Source organism: Polaromonas sp. P3_B4 (genome assembly GCF_056402835.1).
Genome location: NZ_JBFUGQ010000001.1, coordinates 2231233 through 2252687 on the forward strand (window position 1 = coordinate 2231233; position 21455 = coordinate 2252687).

General features: G+C 62.0%; 24 protein-coding genes. 10 read left to right on the plus strand and 14 right to left on the minus strand.

From position 1 onward, the window contains the following. Positions 1 to 42: 42 nt before the first annotated feature. Positions 43 to 1350 (minus strand): Rieske 2Fe-2S domain-containing protein, encoded by a 1308-nt coding sequence (locus AC1DVV_RS10560; RefSeq protein ID WP_477701780.1) that lies wholly within the window; start codon positions 1348 to 1350, stop codon positions 43 to 45. Positions 1351 to 1495: 145 nt separating this feature from the next. Between AC1DVV_RS10560 and AC1DVV_RS10565 the strand changes: the two genes are divergently transcribed. From AC1DVV_RS10565 to AC1DVV_RS10585, 5 genes are all read left to right on the plus strand, one after another. Continuing rightward, positions 1496 to 2491 carry a PDR/VanB family oxidoreductase gene (locus AC1DVV_RS10565; RefSeq protein ID WP_477701781.1) on the plus strand — a complete coding sequence of 332 codons (996 nt, stop codon included), beginning with the start codon at positions 1496 to 1498 and terminating at the stop codon, positions 2489 to 2491. Beyond that, the gene (locus AC1DVV_RS10570; RefSeq protein WP_477701782.1) at positions 2488 to 3687 is read left to right on the plus strand and encodes a Gfo/Idh/MocA family protein; all 1200 of its coding nucleotides are present in this window, start codon (positions 2488 to 2490) and stop codon (positions 3685 to 3687) included. The genes AC1DVV_RS10565 and AC1DVV_RS10570 overlap by 4 nt, the downstream gene beginning before the upstream one ends. Next, complete coding sequence (locus AC1DVV_RS10575) at positions 3684 to 4265, plus strand: MarR family winged helix-turn-helix transcriptional regulator (protein ID WP_457280182.1); 582 nt, start codon at positions 3684 to 3686, stop codon at positions 4263 to 4265. The genes AC1DVV_RS10570 and AC1DVV_RS10575 overlap by 4 nt, the downstream gene beginning before the upstream one ends. Before the next feature lie 66 nt (positions 4266 to 4331). Beyond that, positions 4332 to 4487, plus strand: coding sequence for a hypothetical protein (locus tag AC1DVV_RS10580; protein ID WP_477689298.1), 156 nt, complete (start codon positions 4332 to 4334; stop codon positions 4485 to 4487). Positions 4488 to 4589: 102 nt separating this feature from the next. Then, complete coding sequence (locus AC1DVV_RS10585) at positions 4590 to 5468, plus strand: DMT family transporter (RefSeq protein WP_477701783.1); 879 nt, start codon at positions 4590 to 4592, stop codon at positions 5466 to 5468. A gap of 42 nt (positions 5469 to 5510) precedes the next feature. On the opposite strand, the gene AC1DVV_RS10590 is transcribed toward AC1DVV_RS10585, so the two are convergent. Beyond that, positions 5511 to 6146 (minus strand): 3-oxoacid CoA-transferase subunit B, encoded by a 636-nt coding sequence (locus AC1DVV_RS10590; RefSeq protein WP_457280179.1) that lies wholly within the window; start codon positions 6144 to 6146, stop codon positions 5511 to 5513. Between the two features lies 1 nt (position 6147). Next, entirely contained in the window at positions 6148 to 6855 is a 708-nt protein-coding gene (locus tag AC1DVV_RS10595) for a CoA transferase subunit A (protein WP_457280178.1), read from the minus strand. Between the two features lie 97 nt (positions 6856 to 6952). On the opposite strand from AC1DVV_RS10595, the gene AC1DVV_RS10600 reads away from it, so the two are divergent. Next, positions 6953 to 7510, plus strand: coding sequence for a helix-turn-helix transcriptional regulator (locus tag AC1DVV_RS10600; RefSeq protein ID WP_457280177.1), 558 nt, complete (start codon positions 6953 to 6955; stop codon positions 7508 to 7510). An 83-nt stretch (positions 7511 to 7593) separates the two neighbouring features. On the opposite strand, the gene AC1DVV_RS10605 is transcribed toward AC1DVV_RS10600, so the two are convergent. Further along, entirely contained in the window at positions 7594 to 9066 is a 1473-nt protein-coding gene (locus tag AC1DVV_RS10605) for a protein kinase domain-containing protein (RefSeq protein ID WP_477665668.1), read from the minus strand. Then, a complete protein-coding gene (locus AC1DVV_RS10610) occupies positions 9063 to 9815 on the minus strand; it encodes a metallophosphoesterase family protein (protein ID WP_477689295.1) in 753 nt (250 codons plus the stop codon). Before AC1DVV_RS10610 ends, AC1DVV_RS10605 begins: the two co-directional genes overlap by 4 nt. Positions 9816 to 10077: 262 nt before the next feature. Here AC1DVV_RS10610 and AC1DVV_RS10615 point away from each other — a divergent pair, with 262 nt between their 5' ends. Then, complete coding sequence (locus tag AC1DVV_RS10615) at positions 10078 to 10563, plus strand: GNAT family N-acetyltransferase (RefSeq protein WP_477701784.1); 486 nt, start codon at positions 10078 to 10080, stop codon at positions 10561 to 10563. An 8-nt stretch (positions 10564 to 10571) separates the two neighbouring features. Here AC1DVV_RS10615 and AC1DVV_RS10620 read toward each other — a convergent pair whose 3' ends face one another. Together AC1DVV_RS10620 and AC1DVV_RS10625 are read right to left on the minus strand one after the other, a co-directional pair. Then, positions 10572 to 10928, minus strand: coding sequence for an HPF/RaiA family ribosome-associated protein (locus tag AC1DVV_RS10620; protein WP_457280173.1), 357 nt, complete (start codon positions 10926 to 10928; stop codon positions 10572 to 10574). Between the two features lie 198 nt (positions 10929 to 11126). Then, positions 11127 to 12032: a LysR family transcriptional regulator gene (locus tag AC1DVV_RS10625; protein ID WP_477701785.1), complete on the minus strand. Its 906-nt coding sequence runs from the start codon at positions 12030 to 12032 to the stop codon at positions 11127 to 11129. A gap of 135 nt (positions 12033 to 12167) precedes the next feature. Here AC1DVV_RS10625 and AC1DVV_RS10630 point away from each other — a divergent pair, with 135 nt between their 5' ends. After that, positions 12168 to 13193 carry a zinc-binding alcohol dehydrogenase family protein gene (locus AC1DVV_RS10630; RefSeq protein WP_477701786.1) on the plus strand — a complete coding sequence of 342 codons (1026 nt, stop codon included), beginning with the start codon at positions 12168 to 12170 and terminating at the stop codon, positions 13191 to 13193. A 34-nt stretch (positions 13194 to 13227) separates the two neighbouring features. Here the strand turns inward: AC1DVV_RS10630 and AC1DVV_RS10635 are convergent, their stop codons facing one another. The 3 genes from AC1DVV_RS10635 to katG form a co-directional block, all read right to left on the minus strand. Then, on the minus strand, positions 13228 to 13743 hold the full coding sequence (locus AC1DVV_RS10635) for an N-acetyltransferase family protein (protein ID WP_477701787.1): 516 nt from the start codon (positions 13741 to 13743) through the stop codon (positions 13228 to 13230). Between the two features lie 90 nt (positions 13744 to 13833). Continuing rightward, positions 13834 to 14223: a carboxymuconolactone decarboxylase family protein gene (locus AC1DVV_RS10640; protein ID WP_457280169.1), complete on the minus strand. Its 390-nt coding sequence runs from the start codon at positions 14221 to 14223 to the stop codon at positions 13834 to 13836. 103 nt (positions 14224 to 14326) lie between these two features. Further along, on the minus strand, positions 14327 to 16537 hold the full coding sequence (katG, locus tag AC1DVV_RS10645; RefSeq protein WP_477665667.1) for a catalase/peroxidase HPI: 2211 nt from the start codon (positions 16535 to 16537) through the stop codon (positions 14327 to 14329). Positions 16538 to 16864: 327 nt separating this feature from the next. On the opposite strand from katG, the gene AC1DVV_RS10650 reads away from it, so the two are divergent. Next, positions 16865 to 17488, plus strand: coding sequence for a peroxidase-related enzyme (locus AC1DVV_RS10650; RefSeq protein ID WP_477665666.1), 624 nt, complete (start codon positions 16865 to 16867; stop codon positions 17486 to 17488). Positions 17489 to 17569: 81 nt separating this feature from the next. Continuing rightward, positions 17570 to 18472, plus strand: a complete 903-nt coding sequence (locus AC1DVV_RS10655) for a metal-dependent hydrolase (RefSeq protein ID WP_457280166.1) — start codon at positions 17570 to 17572, stop codon at positions 18470 to 18472. A 105-nt stretch (positions 18473 to 18577) separates the two neighbouring features. On the opposite strand, the gene AC1DVV_RS10660 is transcribed toward AC1DVV_RS10655, so the two are convergent. Genes AC1DVV_RS10660 through AC1DVV_RS10675 form a run of 4 tightly spaced genes read right to left on the minus strand, consistent with a single transcriptional unit; the run spans position 18578 to position 21392 of the window. Beyond that, positions 18578 to 19000 carry an acyl-CoA thioesterase gene (locus AC1DVV_RS10660; protein WP_457280165.1) on the minus strand — a complete coding sequence of 141 codons (423 nt, stop codon included), beginning with the start codon at positions 18998 to 19000 and terminating at the stop codon, positions 18578 to 18580. A 14-nt stretch (positions 19001 to 19014) separates the two neighbouring features. Next, positions 19015 to 19917 carry a DMT family transporter gene (locus AC1DVV_RS10665; RefSeq protein WP_457280164.1) on the minus strand — a complete coding sequence of 301 codons (903 nt, stop codon included), beginning with the start codon at positions 19915 to 19917 and terminating at the stop codon, positions 19015 to 19017. Between the two features lie 3 nt (positions 19918 to 19920). Further along, complete coding sequence (locus tag AC1DVV_RS10670; protein WP_477665665.1) at positions 19921 to 20571, minus strand: LysE family translocator; 651 nt, start codon at positions 20569 to 20571, stop codon at positions 19921 to 19923. Positions 20572 to 20609: 38 nt separating this feature from the next. Beyond that, positions 20610 to 21392 (minus strand): SDR family oxidoreductase, encoded by a 783-nt coding sequence (locus AC1DVV_RS10675; RefSeq protein WP_457280162.1) that lies wholly within the window; start codon positions 21390 to 21392, stop codon positions 20610 to 20612. Positions 21393 to 21455 lie beyond the last annotated feature (63 nt).

Sequence of the window (21455 nt, forward strand, 5' to 3'; positions counted from 1 at the left end):
GAAAAGAAGCACAGAGGCAGAAAAAATGCCCTATGTGGCGCCCTAGGTGGAATAGGACGGTTCCAGCGCTGGCTCGCGGGAATCCCACACATAGGACGCCTGGTAGGCACGCCAGTCCGTCGTTTTCGGAACAATAGCCTGAAAAGCGACCACACTGGGCGGAATACGGAGCTCGCCTGTGCCGATGGCGGCTTCCCCCGCCTGGAACGCGCTCACCGCCTCCAGCATCTGCCTGCGAAACTCCACCACCGCCATGTCGCTGGCGCCCAGACGTTCATGCGTTCTGTCGGCAATCGGGCCCATGGTCACCCACATGGCGATGTCCTGATTGGGGAAACCGGTGATACCGGTGAAGTTACCGGCTTTCATGGCTTCGCGGTCCTGCCAGAAGTGGTTGGCACGGTTGCGCAGTGGCTGGTATTTTTCGTCCAGGTCGGCGCCCAGCTGCTGGCCAAGAAACTTTCGCCAGGTGCCGGTGTCGGGCGTCTGCGACGGATGGCCCCACGCAATGAAATAGAACGCGGTGTTGGTATCGTCCATCGGCACGTTGATATTGGCGACGTTGTACAGGTTGTTGGGCGGGATCAACGCGGTGGCAGGCGCCACAAATACGGTCGAACGGATGTAGTCATTGGCCGCCGCATTCTTGATGGGACGGCGTATGGCCGCGTAACGGAAACCGTAGGAGCCGCGCTCCACCTGCATGCGCGGCGCCTTGTCGGTTGAGGGCCGCAGCCAGTTGGTATCCGTGGCCTCGGCACCTTCCACGCGCGCCGGCACCATGTCGGAGGAATGCAGGCTGGAGCTGTGGGCCGAGTCGATCGCGCCTTCCAGGATTTGCGCCCAGTTGCAGGGAATCAGGGCCTTGGCAATCGTCACCTTCGTGTCGGCAGTGGGCGCCCAGGCCGGTGGCACGAACTCGGGCTGCGTTTCTTTCGGCCCCATGTAAGCCCAGACAAAACCGCCCCACTCCTTCACCGGATAAGCCAGGTGCTTGACCTTTTGCGCCATGCCGCTGGCGGCGGGTTCTGAAACCATCTCCAGCACATTACCCTCCACGTCCATCTTCCAGCCGTGATAGAGGCAACGCAGGCCGCAGTCTTCATTCCGGCCAAACACCAGCGACACGCGCCGGTGCGGGCAATATTCGTCCATCACGCCGACCCGGCCTTTGGTGTCGCGAAACACCACCAGGTCTTCCCCAAACACCCGTGCCTTGACCGGCGTGCCGTCAGGCTCACTGACTTCTTCGATCAGGCAGACCGGTGTCCAGTGACGGCGCATCAACTGGCCCATGGGAGCCTGACCCTCCACGCGGCACAACAGGTCATTTTCTTCAGCGGTCAACATCGCAAATATCCTTCACATCGGTTGCAAATTCATGGGCTCGGCATGAAATCAAAAGCAGCTTGCAAATCCGGGGCAAGCAGATTATTCTTAGCACACTAAGAATATCGGGCTTTTGACATTTGTCAATCACCATACGGAGACAACGATGAGCGTTAACCCTAGCGTCGCGGCAGGCAGCCCCACCGCGGCCGCCATTGAGCCGGATTTTTTTAAACTGCGGGTGGTCAGGAAGGAAGCGGTTGCACAAGGCATTTACCTGTTCGAGTTGCGTCATCCGGACGGCGATCCCCTGCCCGCCTTCACGCCCGGTTCGCACCTGACGGTTGAAGTGCCGAGCGGCGTGCGGCGCAACTATTCCCTGTGCAGCGACCCGGCCGACAACGGCGCCTGGCAGATCGCCGTCAAGCGTGATGAGCGCGGCCGTGGCGGATCCATCAGCATGGCGGATGACGTGCATGCGGGGCAGTTGCTGTCGGTCAGCGCGCCGCGCAACAACTTCGAACTGGCAAGCCACGCCGCGGAGTCGATCTTCGTGGCGGGCGGTATCGGCATCACGCCGGTGCTATCGATGATGCGCCACCTCAAGCGCACGAACGCCGGCTTCAAGCTCTACTACTGCACGCGCGACGCGGGCAGTACAGCGTTCATCCACGAGCTGCAATCGGAGTTTGCGGGCCAGGTGCAGATTCACCACGACAACGGCGACATCGACCAGGCGCTGGACCTGTGGCCGGTGTTTGAAAACCCCACCGCCGCGCACATTTACTGCTGCGGCCCCAAAGGCCTGATGGACAGCGTGGCCGACATGTCGGGCCACTGGCCTTCGGGTTCGGTGCATTTTGAAAGCTTCGGCGTCGACGCCAAGGTGTACGCCGAAAACACGCCCTTTACCGTGCGGCTTCAAAAGAGCGGGAGGACCGTCGAGGTTAGTGCAGAACAAACCATTCTGGAGGCCTTGCGCGGCACAGGCCTGCGCGTGGCCAGCTCTTGCGAAAGCGGCACCTGCGGAACCTGCAAGACACGCCTGCTGGCAGGCGAGGCCGAGCACCGCGACATGGTGCTGACCGACGAGGAAAAGGCCGACCACATCATGGTGTGCGTCTCGCGGGCAAAATCGCCTGAACTGGTACTGGACTTATGACAAACCGCACACTGAAGATGGGCGTGGTGGGCCTGGGACGGGCGTTCACGCTCATGCTGCCCACCTTTGTGCATGACAGCCGCGTCACGCTGGTGGGCGCGACCGACCCGATTGCCCAGGCCCGCGCGCAGTTTGAAAGAGACTTTGCCGCACCCAGCTACGAATCCATTGAAGCGCTGTGCGCCAACCCGGCTGTGGAAGTGCTTTACATCGCATCGCCCCACCAGTTCCATGCGGAGCACGTCCGCCTGGCCGCCTCTTTCGGCAAACATGTGCTGGTGGAAAAACCGATGGCCCTGACGGTGGACGAATGCACCAGCATGATTGAAGCGGCCCGCAGCGCAGGCGTTCACCTGATCGTGGGCCACAGCCACAGCTTCAACATGCCGATACGGCGCACGCGCGAACTCATCGACAGCGGCCGGTATGGTTCGGTGAAGATGATCCACGCCATGAACTACACCGACTTTCTCTATCGCCCGCGCAGGCCGGAAGAACTCGACACTGCGGCCGGTGGCGGCGTGATCCATAGCCAGGCTACACACCAGATGGACATCGTGCGGCTGCTGGGCGGAGGCCTGGTACGCAGCGTGCGGGCCCACAGCGGCGCCTGGGATACCGCTCGCCCCACTGAAGGTGCCTACAGCGCATTGATCGAATTTGAAGGCGGTGCGTTCGCCTCTGCCACCTACAGCGGCTATGGTCACTATGACTCGGATGAGCTGCTGGGCAACATCGGCGAAATGGGCCAGGCCAAAAACCCGAATGACTATGGCGCCGCCCGCAAACGGCTGCAGGTTGCGTCCACCCCGGCTGAAGAAGCCGCGCTGAAAGCGGCGCGCAACTACGGCGGTAGCCTGTACATGGCCGGCACCGCCCTGCCGCAAGGCCTGCAGCACCAGCACTTCGGCCAGTTCATCGTCAGCTGCGAAAAAGCGGATCTTCGCCCCGGTCCGGCAGGCATCGCCATCTACGCTGACGGCGAAAAAACCTTCGACCCCCTTCCAGCCCCGCCGGTTCCGCGCCAGGAAGTGATCGATGAGCTCTTTGCCGCAGTGGTGAACGGCGACTCACCGGTTCACAGCGGTGAATGGGCCCGGGCCACCACGGCGGTGTGCCTGGCGCTGCTGGAGTCTGCCCGCACCGGGCGGGATTGCCGGCCGGGGTATCAAGTGCGTCACAATGCCGGTTCATGACCAACGACACCCAAAACATCATCCGGCACTGGCGTGAAGCCGTTCCCAATGACCGCCTCGCGCACCTGATCCGTGATGCCTCACGGGCCTTTCACCGCGCGCTGCAGGTGCGGCTGGCAGAGCATGGTGTTCCCTTTGGTCACTGGACCTTCCTGCGCATTCTCTGGGAGTCGGACGGGCTGACGCAAAAGGAGCTCAGCGCGCGCGCAGGCGTGATGGAACCCACCACGTTCATTGCGATGAAGGCCATGGAGTCGCTGGGCTACATCGTGCGCAAGCAGCTGCCCACCAACAAGAAAAATATGTACGTGCACCTGAGCGACAAAGGCCGGGCGCTCAAGAAGCTGCTGGTGCCTTTGGCCGAAGAAACCAACAACGTCAGCATCGAAGGCATTGCACCCGAAGACATCAAAACCACGCGCGCGGTGCTGCTGGCGATGATTGAAAACCTCGCAAAAGACGAGCTGCTGCAAACACCACCCGCAACGAAGCGCAAGGCTGCCGCAAAACCGGCCGCCCAGGCCACCCAGTCACCCTCGGCCACGCGCAGCAAGCGTGGCAAAAAAGCCGCGTCCTGAACCCCGCGCAGCGTCTCTTCATGAGCCCATCGCTCCCGCCGCCGTTTCACCGGGTATAGTCTGCCCATGTACACGCCTTTTTCAAGCCATGCCACTGCGCCAGCCCTGCTGGCCGATGACATGCGCCTGACAGGCGGCTTTACCGCTCCCCCACCTGCCGCACCTCCGCGCAACGTGGTCGCTTCCGGCGCTTACCCGCCGGCCGCGCGCGCTCCCGGCTGAGTCCCAGCCGGTCCAGCTCTCCAGCCTCGTTTGATTCAGCCACTGGCGCAGCCGCGCCACGTGCGCTCGCTGGAGCTTGTCCTTCTTTCGGCAGGTAATTTCATGATTTCAAAAAACACGGCCTGGGCCACCTTCGGCCCGACTTCCCTTTTCGTCCTGATCTGGAGCAGCGGCGCGCTTTTCTCCAAACTCGGGCTGCAGCACGCCAGCCCTTTCGCCTTTCTGGGTTTACGGTTTGCCCTTGCGCTCAGCATTCTGCTGGCACTCGGGTTGGCCAGACGGCGTTGGCTGCCGGCGCCCGGCACGCGCCTGCGCGTCGCGCTGACGGGGCTTTTGATGATCGGCAGCTATTCCATCTGCCATTTGCTGGCGCTGGACCACGGCCTCACGCCCGGCGTGCTGGCCACCGTGCTGGGCGTGCAGCCCATCCTGACGCTGGCATTGACAGAGCGCCAGGCCTTTTCGCGGCGGCGGCTGGCAGGCCTTGGCCTGGCCCTGGGCGGACTGGTGCTGGTGGTGTATGAAAGCATTGCGCGTGCGCACTTCACCACCACCGGGATGCTGTTTGCTTTTGGCGCTTTGGCTTGCATGACAGTGGGCGCCATCCTGCAAAAGTCAGTCAGGCAAGCGCCGCGCGAAGTGCTGCCGCTGCAGCTGGCCTGCAGCCTGTTGCTGTGCCTGCTCTTTGCGCCGTTTCAGCCGATGTCTGTTGATCTGGGCACCGGCTTCTGGGTGGCACTGGTGTGGATGGGGGTTGTCATGTCGGTGGTAGCCACACTGCTGCTGTACCGCCTGATTCACGCGGGCAATCTGGTCAACGTCACCAGCTTGTTCTACCTGGTGCCTGCAGGCACGGCTGCCCTCGACTACCTGGTGCTGGGCAACCGCCTGGCGCCCTGGAGCCTGGCGGGCATGCTGGCGATCCTGCTGGGCCTGGTGCAGGTCTTCCGCAACCCTGTGCAGCCGTTAGCCGCACGCTGAAAGTTGCCGGGCGGCAGTGCAAAACCACCGCCCGGCTGCAGATCAAATCAGCTGGACACCCGTCTTGGCCTGCAAGACCTCGCGGGTGACGCCGGGTGCAAGCTCCACCAGCTTGAGGCCTTCGGGCACCACGTCCATCACGGCGAGGTCTGTGATGATGCGGTCCACCACGCCCACGCCCGTCAACGGCAGCGTGCATTTCGGCAGTATCTTCATGTCTTCGGTGCCGTCTTTCTTTTTGGCAACGTGCTCCATCAGGACGATCACGCGCTTGACGCCGGCAACAAGGTCCATCGCGCCGCCCATGCCTTTGACCATCTTGCCCGGGATCATCCAGTTGGCAAGGTCGCCTTTTTCGCTGACCTGCATGGCGCCCAGAATCGACAAATTGATCTTGCCGCCGCGAATCATCGCGAAGCTTTCATGGCTGCCAAAGATGGATGAGCCCTTGATCGTCGTCACGGTCTGTTTGCCGGCGTTGATCAGGTCGGCGTCCACCTGGTCTTCGGTCGGAAACGGGCCAATGCCCAGCATGCCGTTTTCCGACTGCAGCCACACTTCCTTGTCACCCGTGAAGTTGGCCACCAGCGTCGGGATGCCGATGCCGAGGTTCACATAGAAACCGTCTTCGAGTTCCTGGGCGGCGCGTGCCGCCATTTGGTCTTGGGTCCAGGGCATATCAAACTCCCGCTTTCTCGGTGATGGTTCGCTTTTCGATGCGCTTTTCGGGGTTCGCATTGAGCACAATGCGATGCACATAAATACCGGGCAGATGGATGTCGTCCGGCGCCAGCTCGCCGACCTCAACGATCTTCTCCACCTCGACAATGCAAATCTTGCCGGCCATTGCGGCGGCCGGGTTGAAATTGCGGGCCGTGAGGTTAAAGCGCAGGTTGCCGGACTTGTCGGCCGTGTGCGCCTTGACCAGCGACACATCAGGCACCAGTGAACGTTCCATCACATAGGTCTCGCCGTCAAACTCGCGCAGCTCCTTGCCGTCTGCCACTTGCGTGCCCACGCCGGTCTTGGTGAAGAAGGCCGGAATGCCGGCACCGCCTGCGCGCAGCTTTTCTGCCAGCGTGCCTTGCGGCGTGAAGTCCAGCTCCAGCTCGCCCGCCAGGTACTGGCGCTCAAACTCCTTGTTCTCGCCGACGTAGCTCGAAATCATTTTTTTGATCTGCCGCGTTTCCAGCAGCTTGCCCAGGCCGAAGCCGTCAACACCGGCGTTGTTGGAAATCACGGTGAGGTTCTTCACCTGGCTGTCGCGCAGGGCTTCGATCAGCGCCTCGGGGATACCGCACAGGCCGAAACCGCCAACGGCCATCAGCTGGCCGTCCTTGACGACGCCCTTGAGGGCTTCTGCGGCGGAAGGGAAAAGTTTTTTCACAAATAATCTCCTTGTGTCGTGACGCTGGCAGGTGCCATCAGCAATCCATTACGATACTACTTATCAAGTTAGGTAGTTTTCCGTAAAGGTAAGTACTGTGGAAGTCGATTACCAACTCGCATTCGATCTGGCACCGGTGGGACTGGTGCTGTCCCGCAACCGCTCCATTGTGGACTGCAACCAGCATTTGTGCGAGATGTTTGGCGCCACGCGCGAACAGCTCGCCGGCCAGTCATTCATGATTCTTTATCCCAGTGCGGACGAGTACGAGCGCATAGGCGCACGCATGATTCCCATCCTGAACGCCAAGGGCCTGTATTCCGACGACCGCATCATGAAGCGCGTGGACGGCCGCAACAAAGGTGAAACCTTCTGGTGCCACGTCACGGGGCGGGCACTCAACCGCAGCGCACCGCACGAAGCCGGCATCTGGACTTTCGAGGACCTGAGTTCGCGCCGCCCCGTCACGGCCGAGCTCACCGCGCGTGAACGTGAAGTGGCCGCGCACCTGATGGACGGCATGACCTCCAAGGAAATCGGCCGCGCGCTGGTGATCAGCCACCGCACCGTCGAAATTTACCGCGCCCGCCTGATGCGAAAGTACAAGGCGTCCACCACGGCCGACCTGGTACACCGGCTCATGGCCGGCTCGTGAACGGGCCATTTTCAATTTTTTAATTTGCTACGTTTTATATAGCGCCTTGCGCTCGTCCACAAAGGGATGGGGGCGCTTTCCGCTTAAACCATTGGCGTGTTGATGCCGGCGAGCGTCGGTGGATCCGCCTCATTCCCCAGCTGGTCAAACGGCAATTCCTGCTTCACCAGAATCACCGTACAGGGCGCCGCCATGGCGACCTTGATCGGCACCGTCGCCAGCAGGCGCTGCATCTGCAGGCCATGCGTCGCAGCGCCCATCACGATCATGCTGACATGATTGCCCTGGGCATAGTGCAGCAGTGCCTGCGCAACATCGCCCGATTCGATGACGTGGAAAGACACCGTCTGGCTGCTCAGGTGCAAAGGCTGAGCCCACTGGCGAAGCATGCCCAGGTAGCGCCGGTGCACGGTGGTTTCACTCGTCTGAGTGTCGTGGCCCGGGGTTGCCGCAGGATCAATCACCGTCACGCAGGCCAGCCGTGCGCGTGGTGTCGTGCCCAGCACCCGCATCACGGCGCGCCGCAATGAATACAGCGTGGCGTCGCTCACGTCCAGGCAAGGCACGGCCACCAGGATGATGGGCGCCGCATCAATTTGCCGGGAAGGCAGCGGGCTGGGTTGGTAATCTTTGCCCGCTGCGCGCAACCACCGCTTGAAATGCATCCAGAAGCCCGTGGGTTGCAGGCGCTGGCCCAGCCTCGTCACGGCGATCTGCGCTGGGTCAGAGAGATCCAGCGCCAGGTGTGCAGCCGACGCATAACGCCGGTCAGCTTCGTTCTGCAGGCAGTGCAGGATCACTTCCTGCAGCCATTCGGGCAGGTCGGGCCGCAGCGTGCGCGGCGGCACCGGGTCCATCCACAGGCGCTGCCGCAGGCCGCCGCGGGTCTGCGGGCTGCCAAAAGGCAGCGCCCGTGTGGCCAGTTCGTACAACATCACGCCGATGGCAAAGATGTCGCTGCGCGGATCGCCACGCACGCCCACCACCTGTTCGGGCGCCATCCAGGTGGGGGAACCAACGGCGGGGCGCAGCTCTTCGGCCAGCAGGTCCGGGTAATGCGCATGGCAGGATAAACCGAAGTCGAGCAGCACGGCATTGCCACCGGGGCGTATCAGCACGTTCGCCGGTTTCAGGTCCAGGTGGCAGGCATCCTGCAGATGCAGGCTGTGCACCGCCTGGGCCACTGCCACACCCAGCCGGGCAATTTCTTCCGCGGGCAGCGGCGCTGCGGCCTCGTCCAGCAGTTGTTGCAGGGTGCGGCCGGGGATGTATTCCATCACCAGGTAGGGCAGTTTTTCGAGGTCTCCCGCAGCCACCAGCCGCGGCACATGCGGCCCGGTCAGCACGGAAAGCAGCTGCAGCTCGACCTCAAAACCCACAATGTTTTCCGCGCCGTCGCCGGGCGTCATGCGCGGCACCTTCATCACCAACGGAAAAGGTACGGCGTGCGTTGCGTCGGCATACCCCACCTGGTAGATGTGCGCCATGCCGCCGGCATGCAGGCATTCGCCAACCACAAATCCATCTACCACGGTGCCGGGTGCCATCAACCTCACAGGCCCGCCTCCAGCCGCTGCGCAAAGTATGCGGGCAGGCCGGCAGCGCGCACATCGGCTGCGGCAGCCAGGTGGTCATAAGCCACGCGGTGGAAAGTCAGCTCGGCCAGCTCCGGGTCAAACAGTGCATACATGGCTTTGGTATTGCCGTCGCGCGGCTGGCCCACCGAACCCACGGTGGCGAGCCAGTAACGGTGCGCCGGCACCGGAATGAGCACGCCCGGGGTAGGCTGAAAGCGCATCAGCCCCTGCCCCGCACCGTGGAAATACAGCGTCTGCTGGTGTACGTGGCCGCAAAACACATAGCGCACGTCCGGATCGAGCGACGCAGCGTCAAGGCTGGCTTCGGCGCGGCGTTCATTGTCCACATAGTGCCAGCGCCCCGGCGAATCGGCACTGGCGTGTACCAGCAGCGCGGTGCCAATGGTGGCCGTCAGTGGCAGTCTCTCCAGGAAATCCAGCGCCTCCTTGTCCAGCCGTTCGTGCGTCCAGGCTGCGCCGCTCTGGTCGACCGAACGGGCCTGTACGGGCGGCGTCACCGTGTGCTGGTCATGGTTGCCCCTGAGCACGACGGCGCCCTCCTCAGCCAGGTCGCGAATCCGTTGCACCACCTCGGCCGGCTGCGCGCCATAGCCCACCAGGTCTCCCAGTATGGCCAGTCGGCCGGCGCCCTGCTCTGCAGCGTGGGCAAGGCAGGCCTCCAGCGCACGCAGGTTGGCATGCACATCGGACAGCAGGGCTATTTTCATAAGGTGAGGCGCAGTTTTATTTCACAGCAGCCAATCCCAGGCAGCTGATGTCCTGTCATTCGGGAGCAGGACATTACAGTTTGCCGTAAAAGGAAGAGGCCGTGGCTGTTTTTATCCGCGTCAGCGCAACTGCCATGCGCCAATGACCAAGATGGCGGCCATTGGCATGCTACTGAATTAATAGCTGCTTGCGCCCGCCCTGAATGGGCTGCAGGCCAAAATCACCTTTATCATCGCCTGCTTTATCGCTGTTGATCCCATCATGCATATCCGCCCTTACCAGGATTCAGACCTCGCCGCAGTCGCCCAGCTGTTCACCGATGCGGTTCATGGCCTGGCGGGAAGCCACTACAACGCCGCGCAGCGCGAGGCCTGGGCGCCCCGCCCACCCGATCTGGGCCCATGGAAAGCACGGCTCAGGCCATTACAAATTTTGCTGGCGCAAGACGCGGAAGGCGGCGGTCTGCTGGGCTTTATTGCCTACGAAAAAAATGGCCATATTGACCTCCTGTTTACGTCGCCCGCTGCCGCGCGCCGCGGTGTGGCTTCGAAGCTTTATGGCCATGCCGAAACTGCGCTGCGCGGTCTCGGCATCGTGGAGCTTTTTACCGAGGCCAGCCTGGTGAGCCGGCCATTTTTCGAGCGCCAGGGATTCGCGGTGAGGGAAGAGCAATGCGTTGAACGGCGCGGGGCCATGCTCCGCCCCTTTGCGATGGCCAAGACCGTCCCCCTGGGCGACCAGGGTTAGTCAACGGTTCAGATGGCGTCCGGCTCGTGCCGGATGGTCTCACGCGTGCGGTGGTGGTCGCGCAATTTTCCCAGCGTGTGGTCAAGCACCCGTTTGAGCTTGTCGCTTGCGCCGCGAAAGGCTTCGTCCTGGCTGGGCGCGTGGTGGTTGACGGCCAGTGGCTCATGATGCGCCAGCCGCGCCTCCATCACGCAGCGTTTCTGGTCGGGGCTGATCTTGTCGCTGTTTTCATCGCTCATATGAACCTCAATGCGCGTGATGTCACCCTTGAAGCGGCTCAGTGAGGTGTTGAGTTCGGTGCTGGCCCAGCGCTCGAACGATTCGCCGGTGTGCATGGTGTGATTGGAATTGACTTGGACTTGCATGGGTATTGTTTTCCTTTCAGGACGGTTGCAGCGAAGAGGCCTGCCGGCCGGGCTGTCTCGCAGCTACCAGGGAGGCAACTGGAAAATTCATTGTGCGCCCCGCACGACCGCGAGCGTGTAGTCCTGATCCCCACCCTGAAGTAAGGGTGGTTTTCCACACCGCACACGGACCTACGGTTTCCTCATGTGGCGAGTGCTTCACCGGGCTTCGGAAAGCGCCAGGCAGCGTGCGCCGATAAATTCCCTGAGCAGGCGCAGGCCGGGCGTCAGTTGCCGCCGCCCCGGTAACACCATGTACAGCGGCACAGCCTCGGTTTGCCATTCTGTGCACAGAGCGACCAGCCGCCCCGCAGCCAGGTCGCCCGCCACATCCAGCCGCGACTTGTAAGTGATGCCGCGGCCGGCCAGGGCCCATCGGCGAACCGCGTCGCCATCGTTGGCAACATTGCCGCCAGTGGCACGCACCGTGAGCTCTTCGCCATTTCTCCAGAACTTCCAACGGTCATACACGTCTTCACCCAGCATGAAGCACAGGCAAATATGCTTTGTCAGTGCCTGCGGCGTGTCAGGCGTGCCGTGCGACGCGAGGTAGGCAGGTGACGCACACAGCACGCGCCGATTCGTCAAATCCACCGGCAACGCCAGCATGCTGGAATCGGGCGGCTCGCCTTGCCGAAAAGCCGCATCCACCAGGTCGCTGTAGACATTGGTCACGCGATCCGACAGGTGCAGCCGGTATTGAATGCCGGGATGCAACAGCTGAAACGCTTCCAGCCAGGGCAGCAGCACATTGCGGCCAAAATCTGATGGCGCGGCCAGCTGCAGCACACCGCGCACCTGCTGCAGGCCACTGGCGAGCTCCAGCTGGGCATCGCGCAATGCCGCCAGCGCGGGTCGGCAATGCGCCAGAAACACCTCGCCCTCGCGCGTGAGGCGCAGGCTGCGGGTCGAGCGCACAAAGAGCTGCGCTTGCAGTTCCTCCTCCAGCCGCTTGAGCGCGGCGCTGGCCGCGGCGGGTGTCAGGTCCAAGCCGCGGGCGGTGGCAGACAGGCTGCCGGTTTCGACTGTGCGAACAAAGATTTCCAGGTCTTGCAGGGCTTTCATTTACAAATTTTATTTGTAAATAGCTTCAATTGAAAGCTTGTTTATCTTCATTTTCAAATCCAATACAGTCCAAGAATCAGTTTTGAGCACTGCTGAACACAACACCACCCAACATCACACGCAAAGGAAATCACCATGAAAGCTATCGGCTACACACACGCCCATGCACTCAACCAGACCGGTCAAACCGGTTTGACCGACATCACCCTGCCCGACCCAACGCCCACCGGCCACGACCTGCTGGTCGAGGTGAAAGCCGTGTCAGTGAACCCGGTGGACACCAAAGTACGCGCCAGCGCGGCGCGCAGCGCTGGCTCGGATTACAAGGTGTTGGGCTATGACGCCAGCGGCATCGTGCGCGCCGTCGGCCCCGAGGTCACACTGTTCAAGGCCGGTGACAAGGTCTGGTATGCGGGGTCCATCGCCCGGCCCGGGACCAACAGCGAACTCCACCTGGTCGATGAACGCATCGTCGGCCGCATGCCGCAAACGCTGGGGTTTGCCGAAGCGGCCGCCCTGCCGCTGACCAGCATCACCGCCTGGGAAATGCTGTTCGACCGTCTCGGCATCGTGCCGGGCAAAACACCCAACAACAAAACACTGCTCATCATCGGCGCCTCGGGCGGCGTGGGCTCGATCATGACGCAGCTGGCCACGCGCCTGACCTCGCTCACCGTGATAGGCACCGCGTCACGGCCCGAAACCCAAGCCTGGGTGAAGGAACTCGGCGCCCATCATGTCATCGACCACAGCCGGCCGATTGCCGAAGAGCTCAAGCGTATCGGCATCCCCGCGGTGGACTACATCGTGGGCCTCACGCAAACCGACAGCCACCTGGCACAAATCGCCGAAGCCATCGCACCACAAGGCAAGTTCGGCCTGATTGACGACCCGGTGAAGTTCGACATCACGCTGTTCAAACGCAAGAGCGCATCCATCCACTGGGAACTGATGTTCACACGCCCCCTCTTCGGCACACCCGACATGGTGGCGCAGCACCGCCTGCTCAATGAGGTCGCCCAACTTGTCGATTCCGGCTTGATCCGCACGACGCTGACGGAAACGTTTGGTTCGATCAATGCCGCCAATTTGCGGCGGGCGCATGAGTTGGTGGAGTCTGGGAAGGCGCGGGGGAAGGTTGTGCTTGAAGGATGGGTTTGAGTTTTTCTTGTTGAGGCCGGGGCTTGTCCCGGCCTCAACGCCGCAAAGTCTTGAACATCACAAACGCATCCACCAACCCCAACCTCACATGCCGAAAAGCCCCCGGCAAGGTCCCCACAATCTCAAACCCCAATCTTTGCCATAACCGAACAGCACGCTCATTCGTCGACACCACCAGGTTGAACTGCATCGCCAGAAAACCCATGGCCAGCGCTTCCTGCTGGGAGTGCTCGCACATCGCCGACGCCAGGCCTTTGCCCTGCGCTTCGGGCGCGACCACATAGCCGCAGTTGCAGACATGCGCACCCAGCCCCGGCTGGTTGAGTTTGATGAAGTAGGTGCCTAGCACTCGGCCGTCGTCGCTGTTCCCCTCACGCACTACATACGTCGCCCGGGGCGCGTCCATCCACACCGCGTGTATTTCAGCTTCTGTGCTGTGGGGCGAAAAGGCATAGGTGTCGCCTGCTTCAAAGGTGGCGCGCAGCAGCGGCCAAACGGCGGGCCAGTCGGCCTCGGTGCAGCGGCGGATCAAGGGCTTGGGTTCATTCATGGCGGATAAGGATAAAAGTTATTTGCTATCTTTTTAGTAGCCACACATCCATGTATTGGAAGGGCTACAACCTCAAATCGCTTACAGACCTCAAGCCTTTGGAGGCGCATCAACAACCTCGGCCGCCGTGCGAAATGCCTCGACCGCGGCGGGCAGGCCGCAATAAATGCTCGCGTGCAGCAGCACTTCCTGAAGCTGCTCCGGCGTCACGCCGTTGTTGAGTGCGGCACGCACATGACCCTTGAGTTCATGCTGTTTGCCGAGGGCCGTCAGCATGGCCACCGTGATCAGGCTACGCGTCTTGAGATCCAGCCCCGGCCGCTGCCATACATCGCCCCAGGCGTTGCGGGTAATGAAATGCTGGATCGGCAGGGAAAAATCGGTGGCCTTGTCGAAAGCATTGGCCACAAAATCCTCGCCCATCACCTGCTTGCGGGTGGCGAGGCCTTTGTCGAAATCCTTGTCTGCGGGCTGCGTCATGAAGGCTCCTAAAAGACGAAGCGTAATGGAAAGCAAAAAAGCCCGCTCCGGTCTTCACCGGGGCGGGCTTGGCCTCAATCAGCGCCTATGAGGGTCTGCTCAATCAGGCAAGGTCGTAGCGGTCCAGGTTCATCACCTTGTTCCAGGCCGCCACAAAGTCACGCACGAAGACCTGCTGCGAATCGCTGCACGCATAGACCTCCGCAATGGCCCGCAGCTGCGAGTTCGAACCGAAGACGAGGTCTATCACCGTACCCGTCCATTTGAGTTCGCCCGTCGTGCGGTCGCGGCCCTCCAGCACACCTTCAGCGTCGGCAGATTTCTGCCACTTCGTGCGCATCTCGAGCAGGTTCACAAAGAAGTCGTTGCTCAAGGTTCCGGGCCGCTTGGTGAAAACGCCATGCTGTGCCTGCCCGACATTGGCATTCAGGGCGCGCATGCCGCCGACCAGAACCGTCATCTCGGGAGCGCTCAGCGTCATCAGGTTCGCGCGATCCACCAGCTGCTCGGCTGCCCGCTGCGCCTGCCCCTTGCGGGTGTAGTTTCGGAAACCGTCTGCGGCCGGTTCCAGCACGGCAAACGACGCCACATCGGTTTGCGCTTGCGAAGCGTCCGTACGGCCCGGTGAAAAAGGCACCTTCACGTCGTGGCCAGCCTTCCTGGCAGCTGCCTCGACGGCCGCGCAGCCACCGAGAACGATCAGGTCAGCCAGCGAAATCTTCTTGCGGCCAGACTGCGCGCCATTGAACTCGCCCTGGATGGCCTCCAGCACTTTCAGGACTTTCGCCAGCTCGGCCGGTTGATTGACTTCCCAATCCTTTTGCGGTGCCAGGCGTATGCGCGCACCGTTTGCGCCGCCGCGCTTGTCGCTACCACGGAAGGTGGAAGCAGACGCCCAGGCCGTTGTGACGAGCTGGGAGATGGAGAGCCCGGACGCGAGGACCTTGGCCTTGAGGCCCTCAGTATCCTGCTCATTGACCAGCGGATGATCGACGGCGGGAACCGGGTCCTGCCAGATCAGTGCCTCCTTCGGCACCAGCGGGCCGAGGTAGCGCGCAGCCGGGCCCATGTCACGGTGCGTCAGCTTGTACCAGGCCCGGGCGAAGGCGTCGGCAAACTCCTGCGGGTTCGCCATGAAGCGCCGCGAGATTTTTTCGTAAGCCGGATCCATGCGCATAGCCATGTCGGCGGTCGTCATCATCGGGGCATGGCGCAGCGCGGAGTCATGGGCATCCGGCACGGTGGTCGACGCGGCAGGGTCTTTGGGCTTCCACTGGTGGGCACCGGCGGGGCTCTTGGTCAATTCCCACTCGTAGCCGAACAGGTTTTCGAAGTAGCCGTTGTCCCACTTGGTGGGGTTCTTGGTCCAGGCACCTTCGATACCGCTGGTGACGGTGTGCACGCCGTGGCCGCCGCCGAACTTGTTGATCCAGCCAAACCCCTGGTCTTCAATGGTGGCGCCCTCAGGCTCGGGACCCACGTACTGGCCCGGATCGGCTGCGCCGTGGGCCTTGCCGAAGGTGTGCCCGCCGGCGGTGAGCGCAACAGTTTCTTCGTCGTTCATCGCCATGCGGGCGAAGGTCTCGCGGATGTCCCGCGCCGAACCCAGCGGGTCCGGTCTGCCGTTCGGGCCCTCGGGGTTCACATAGATCAGCCCCATCTGCACAGCACCGAGCGGGTTTTCGAGTTCGCGGTCGCCGGTGTAGCGCTTGTCGCCCATCCACTCGGCTTCAGGGCCCCAGTAAATCTCTTCCGGCTCCCAGACGTCCGGGCGCCCGCCGGCAAAGCCGAAGGTCTTGAATCCCATGGAGTCCATGGCCACGGTGCCGGCCAGAACCATCAGGTCGGCCCAGGAGATTTTTCGGCCGTATTTCTGCTTGATCGGCCACAACAGGCGGCGTGCCTTGTCGAGGTTTCCGTTGTCCGGCCAGCTGTTGAGCGGTGCGAATCGCTGTGTGCCGGAGCCGGCGCCGCCGCGCCCGTCGGCGATCCGGTAGGTGCCTGCGCTGTGCCACGCCATGCGAACGAAGAATGGGCCATAGTGGCCGTAGTCCGCAGGCCACCACTCCTGCGAATCCGTCATGAGCTCATGGAGGTCTTTCACCACGGCATGCAGGTCCAGGGTCTTGAATTCCTCGGCATAGTTGAACGCCTCGCCCATGGGATCGGACAGCGACGAGTTCTGGTGAAGGATCTTGAGGTTCAGCTGGTTGGGCCACCAATCGGCGTTCGTTGCGGCACCAGCCAGAGCATGTTTGCGGGCGCCACCCGAGAATGGGCAGCCGCCTTCGCTTTGCGTGTTGTGATCAGCCATGATGAGTTACCTTTGATGATTAAGTGGTGCCGAATGACGGCATGGAATTGCACTGCGGGACAGCCGGGACGCTTTGGCCAAGGCCGTGTGGGTGGGGCTGCTAATGGGGTCTCCTTTGACGGGCTTGCCAGGTGATGGCCTGTGAAGCACAGTCTAGGTTTCCCTGCAAAATAATCAAAGGCAATTAAAGATATTTACCTAATAGTTTTTATCAATTGCATCTGTTTTGGCTTCAATTCCCCAGCGCGACCTGACGGGTAATCTTGCAGTTACGCTTGGGTCCGAGTCACTTATCGAGTCACTTATAAAGCCTTTGAAGGAACCCTCATGACCAGCCCCAAAACCGCCGGCACAGCACCCCGGTACCCTGCTCCCGAACTGAAGGACCTGCCGGAAGACATCAAAGCCAAAGTCCTGGAGGTGCAGGAAAAAGCCGGCTTCGTGCCCAACGTATTCCTGGCCCTCGCGCGCCGCCCTGCCGAATGGCGTGCCTTCTTCGCTTATCACGATGCGCTGATGCTCAAGGAAGAGGGCTCTAACCCCAACGGCAGCCTGACCAAGGGCGAGCGCGAGATGATCGTCACCACGACGAGCGCCGCCAACAAATGCCTGTATTGCGTGGTGGCGCACGGCGCCATCCTGCGCATTTATGAAAAGAAACCCCTGGTGGCCGACCAGGTGGCGGTGAACCACCGCAAGGCTGACATCACACCACGCCAGCGCGCCATGCTCGACTTCGCGATGAAGGTATGCCTGCAGGCGGACCAGATTGAAGACAGCGACTTTGAAGCGCTGTACGGCCACGGCTTTGACGATGAAGACGCCTGGGATATCGCGGCCATCACGGCTTTTTTTGGCCTCTCCAACCGCATGGCGAGCTTCAGCAACATGCAGCCCAACCCCGAGTTTTACCTGATGGGCCGTGTGCCCAAGCCGTCCAAGGCCGCCTGAAACCGCTCAGGCGCGAATCACGCCCAGAACCCTGCGCACCCGCTATGCTCATGAATCAGCCTTCTCACAAGACTTAAAACCATGGCACCAGACGCCACATCCACCGCCTCGACATCTTCTACCCCATCAGCCGGCGCTTACGGCCTGACCGTGCGCAAGCTGGAGATCGACCTGAGCGATGGCTTTGACCGCCACTGGTTTGGCGGCGATGCCTTCCTGAGCCAGTACCACAACGCCTTGTCGATGAGTTTTCCGGTCGGAGAGCAGTCGTTCATCGAGGCCGTGCGCGACTGCGCCAAATTGCTGCCTCGCACGCCAGAGCACGCGCTGCTGCATGAAGCCACTGCGCAGTTCATCGGCCAGGAGGCTACCCACCGCCACATCCATGGTCTGTACAACGCACAGTTGGAGAGGCAGGGCCTGGTTAACCGCTGGCAACACTGGGCCACGGCCCGCATTGATTTTGCCAAAAAACGCGGTGTGGCGCCCCACCACTTCCTTGCGGTCACGGCAGCCTACGAACACCTCACGGCCGTGCTGGCCGACTACATGCTTCGCCACGGCGACGCGCTGGATCAGGCAGACCCGAAGATGCAGACCCTCTGGCGCTGGCATGCAGCCGAAGAGACCGAGCATCGCGCGGTAGCCTATGACCTGTACCAAGCGCTTGGCGGAAACCACGCATGGCGCGTGCGCTGGTATGTCTACGCGCTGCTGCTGTTTTCGTGGGACTCGGGCCGTCAAACGGTGCTGAACCTCTGGCATGACGGCACGCTGTTCAAACCAGGCACATGGTGGAGTGCGATGAAATTTTTCTGGGGAAAAAATGGCGTTGTGTGGCGCTGCACGGCCCCGTTGCTGGCCTACTTCAGGCGGGACTTCCACCCCGACCAGGAAACTGTTGCCGAACCCGGCCAGCAAACCCGCGCCATTGCCCAGCGCTGGTTGAAAGAACACGCGGACAGCTTTCGCACAGTTCGCTGAAGCTTTTCTGCGATACCGCAGCACCCATACGCCACCAGTATTGCTACTTTATTGATAGCTGCTTGCGCACGGCCTGATTAGGCCTGCGGGCTTTTTCTTTCAGGATTACGCTTCAACCAGCTTGCGCATCCACTCGGGCAGGGCTTTGGCCTTTTGCGCCGGGAAGTCCACCCAGATGGTGGTGGCGCCGCCCGCGGCGCAGATCACGCCCGGCGTATCCGCGCGCTCCATCGTGGCCCAGCTTTCAAACGTGGTGCGCCCCGGGTCGCTCACGTACATCTTCATCAGCACGTCGCCCGGGTATTCCAGCTGCTTGTAGAAATTGCAAAAAGCGTTGACGATGACCGGGCCTTCGCCCGACGGATCGGGCTTGCAGCCAATGCCATACATCCAGTCAATGCGGATAGTTTCGAGATAACGGAAGTAAGTGCCGTTGTTGAGGTGGCCCATCGCGTCCATGTCACCCCAGCGGATGGGGATATGCATCTCGTGGACCAGCTTTTTCTTTTCGGGAATTTCAATTTTCATGATGCCAATTGCCTCTATCGATGGGCCCTGATGGAGGCCAGAATTCCCAGCGTGAACAACACGCACGCAGACAGTTGTACCAGTGTGGGCCAGTGGCCATCCCAGGCAAACGAATACAGCAGCGCAAAAATGGTTTCGCTCACGATGAGCTGCCCGCACAGGCTGGCACTGAGCCGCTGGCTGGCCATGTTCCACAAAATCGTCGCCAGCCAGGTGGAGCCCAGACCGGCCAGCACGCAGAGCAACACGAACACACCGCGGTCTTCGCGGCCGGCCAGCACGCTTGCGTCCGAACCCGCAAGCAGCCACATCAGCAATGCCCCGAGGCCAGTCGCCACACCCAGCCAGTTGGCCCAGTCGGTGGCATTGACTTCAGGATGCCGCTTGAGCCAGGCAGAATTCAGGATCGCAAACGCCGTCCAGCACACCAGTGAGGCCGACACAAACAGCATGCCACGCCAGAAATTCGTGGCGGTTCCCTGACCGGCCTCGTGGGTGGAACCCATCATGAGCGCCAGCCCCGCCAGGGTGAGCGCCAGGCCGGGCAGCAGGGAAGCCCAACGCAGGCCTTGCGGCTTGCCCAGCAACATGACCCAAATGGGAATGGTGCCGATTACCAGCGAAGGCACTTCGGTGCCGGCGTCGCGTATGGCCAGCACCAACAGCAGGTAGTAGCCGCTGAACCCGAGAATGCTCATGACCAGAGCGGCCCACGCCTGCCGCACCGTGGGCAGGCGGCGAGTGCGCCATCCCGCCAGCATCACCAGCACAGCCACCACGCCGTATACCGCAAAGCGCCCGGCCGTCAGGTCAATGGACGAATAGCCACCCGCACCCATGTCGAGCATGCGCGGCGCCACAAACACCAGGCCCCACAGCGCGCCCGCCGCGAGCCCGGCCAGAATGCCCGTCAGCATCCGTCAGACAGTGTGCGCAGTGGCTACCAGGCGCAAACCTAGCAGCCCCATCGCACCGGCGGCGGTGCGGTCTACCGCAGCCTTGCTGCGCAGGTAGGCTGCGCGCGGTACAGCGGAAGACAAAACCACCGCCACCACGGCATACCAGCCGGTTTCCATCACGAGCACGCCCACAAGCACCAGCAGGGCTGCGGGCAAGGGAAACTGTGCGGGCAACAGTGCCGCGAACACGCTGCTGTAAACCACCACGATCTTCGGGTTGCTCAGCTGCGTCACCAGCCCCTGGCGAAACGATTGCAGCACCGTGCGGCGCGAAGCGCCCGTGTCACCGCCGCCCATTTCCAGCGGCTGGCGCGCGCCGCGCCAGATATTAAAGGCGATCCACATCAGGTACAGGCCGCCCACGACCTTGAGCGCCATGTAGACACCAGGCAAGGCGGCCAGCAGGGCCTGCAGCCCGGCCAGCGCCAACGCGGCAAACACCAGCGCCCCCAGGCCCATACCCACCGCGGCAGCCAGGCCGTCAGCGCGTGAACGCGAAACCGCGATGCGCGCAACCTGCACAAAACTGGGGCCCGGGCTGACCACGCCCGCCAGCAAGGCCAGGAAGATCAGGCCTATCGGGCCGAGGTAGGGCACTACGGAATCCATCATGTTCTTCTCCGAAAATTAATCTTTGTTATGCCGATCGATCAAACGCCAAACCCGTCGTCGGCTGCAATCACTGCACCATTGACGAAATGGCTCTCGCCACTGGCCAGCATCACCAGCAGTGCATCCAGGTCTTGCGGTTTGCCGATGCGCTTGCGCGGCAACATCTGCACCAGCCTCTTGCCCTGCTCGGTTTCCCAATGGTGGTGGTTGATCTCGGTGTCAATATAGCCGGGGCAGATGGCGTTGACGTTGATGCCGAACTTGCCCCACTCCAGCGCCATGGCTTTGGTCATCTGCACCACGGCGGCCTTGCTCATGCAGTACACGCCGATCTGCGGCAGTACGCGCAAGCCGGCCATGGAGGCGATGTTGATGATGCGGCCGCCGGCATAGTTGCCGGGCCCGGCACCGCGCGAACGGGCCAGCATGCGCTTGCCGACTTCCTGCGCCACGAAGAAGGCGCCCTTCACATTGGTGTTGAAGATGAAGTCGTAGTCTTCCTCGCCGACGTCCTGGATGCGCTGTGTGGTGCTCACGCCGGAGTTGTTGACCAGAATGTCGATGGGCCCGACTTCCGTTTCAGCATGGGCCACACCGGCCTTGATGCTGGCGTGGTCGGTCACGTCGAGCTCAACCACATGCGCATCGCCACCCGCAGCCTCAATCTGCGCGCGCAGGTCCTTGAGCTTGTCGAGCCTGCGGCTGGCCAGCACCACGGCCGCGCCGGCACGGCTCAGTGTTTTGGCGAACTGCGCACCCAGCCCGCCGGATGCACCGGTCACGAGAGCGACACGCCCCGACAGATCAATGCTGTAAGCCATTAGAGGCTCCTCTCTCAATTTAAACCGTACAAAAGAGAACGACCGTTCGCATCGCCGCATTCG

Excerpts from the sequence above, each read along its gene's own strand:
- AC1DVV_RS10630 (WP_477701786.1), top strand. The coding sequence starts at position 12,168 with ATGAAAGCTATCGGCTACACACACGCCCATGCACTCAACCAGACCGGT.
- AC1DVV_RS10585 (WP_477701783.1), top strand. The coding sequence starts at position 4,590 with ATGATTTCAAAAAACACGGCCTGGGCCACCTTCGGCCCGACTTCCCTT.
- AC1DVV_RS10610 (WP_477689295.1), bottom strand. The coding sequence starts at position 9,815 with ATGAAAATAGCCCTGCTGTCCGATGTGCATGCCAACCTGCGTGCGCTG.
- AC1DVV_RS10635 (WP_477701787.1), bottom strand. The coding sequence starts at position 13,743 with ATGAATGAACCCAAGCCCTTGATCCGCCGCTGCACCGAGGCCGACTGG.
- AC1DVV_RS10560 (WP_477701780.1), bottom strand. The coding sequence starts at position 1,350 with ATGTTGACCGCTGAAGAAAATGACCTGTTGTGCCGCGTGGAGGGTCAG.
- AC1DVV_RS10625 (WP_477701785.1), bottom strand. The coding sequence starts at position 12,032 with ATGAAAGCCCTGCAAGACCTGGAAATCTTTGTTCGCACAGTCGAAACC.
- AC1DVV_RS10590 (WP_457280179.1), bottom strand. The coding sequence starts at position 6,146 with ATGCCCTGGACCCAAGACCAAATGGCGGCACGCGCCGCCCAGGAACTC.
- AC1DVV_RS10675 (WP_457280162.1), bottom strand. The coding sequence starts at position 21,392 with ATGGCTTACAGCATTGATCTGTCGGGGCGTGTCGCTCTCGTGACCGGT.
- katG (WP_477665667.1), bottom strand. The coding sequence starts at position 16,537 with ATGGCTGATCACAACACGCAAAGCGAAGGCGGCTGCCCATTCTCGGGT.
- AC1DVV_RS10665 (WP_457280164.1), bottom strand. The coding sequence starts at position 19,917 with ATGCTGACGGGCATTCTGGCCGGGCTCGCGGCGGGCGCGCTGTGGGGC.
- AC1DVV_RS10660 (WP_457280165.1), bottom strand. The coding sequence starts at position 19,000 with ATGAAAATTGAAATTCCCGAAAAGAAAAAGCTGGTCCACGAGATGCAT.
- AC1DVV_RS10615 (WP_477701784.1), top strand. The coding sequence starts at position 10,078 with ATGCATATCCGCCCTTACCAGGATTCAGACCTCGCCGCAGTCGCCCAG.
- AC1DVV_RS10570 (WP_477701782.1), top strand. The coding sequence starts at position 2,488 with ATGACAAACCGCACACTGAAGATGGGCGTGGTGGGCCTGGGACGGGCG.
- AC1DVV_RS10640 (WP_457280169.1), bottom strand. The coding sequence starts at position 14,223 with ATGACGCAGCCCGCAGACAAGGATTTCGACAAAGGCCTCGCCACCCGC.
- AC1DVV_RS10580 (WP_477689298.1), top strand. The coding sequence starts at position 4,332 with ATGTACACGCCTTTTTCAAGCCATGCCACTGCGCCAGCCCTGCTGGCC.
- AC1DVV_RS10575 (WP_457280182.1), top strand. The coding sequence starts at position 3,684 with ATGACCAACGACACCCAAAACATCATCCGGCACTGGCGTGAAGCCGTT.
- AC1DVV_RS10670 (WP_477665665.1), bottom strand. The coding sequence starts at position 20,571 with ATGATGGATTCCGTAGTGCCCTACCTCGGCCCGATAGGCCTGATCTTC.
- AC1DVV_RS10620 (WP_457280173.1), bottom strand. The coding sequence starts at position 10,928 with ATGCAAGTCCAAGTCAATTCCAATCACACCATGCACACCGGCGAATCG.
- AC1DVV_RS10655 (WP_457280166.1), top strand. The coding sequence starts at position 17,570 with ATGGCACCAGACGCCACATCCACCGCCTCGACATCTTCTACCCCATCA.
- AC1DVV_RS10650 (WP_477665666.1), top strand. The coding sequence starts at position 16,865 with ATGACCAGCCCCAAAACCGCCGGCACAGCACCCCGGTACCCTGCTCCC.
- AC1DVV_RS10565 (WP_477701781.1), top strand. The coding sequence starts at position 1,496 with ATGAGCGTTAACCCTAGCGTCGCGGCAGGCAGCCCCACCGCGGCCGCC.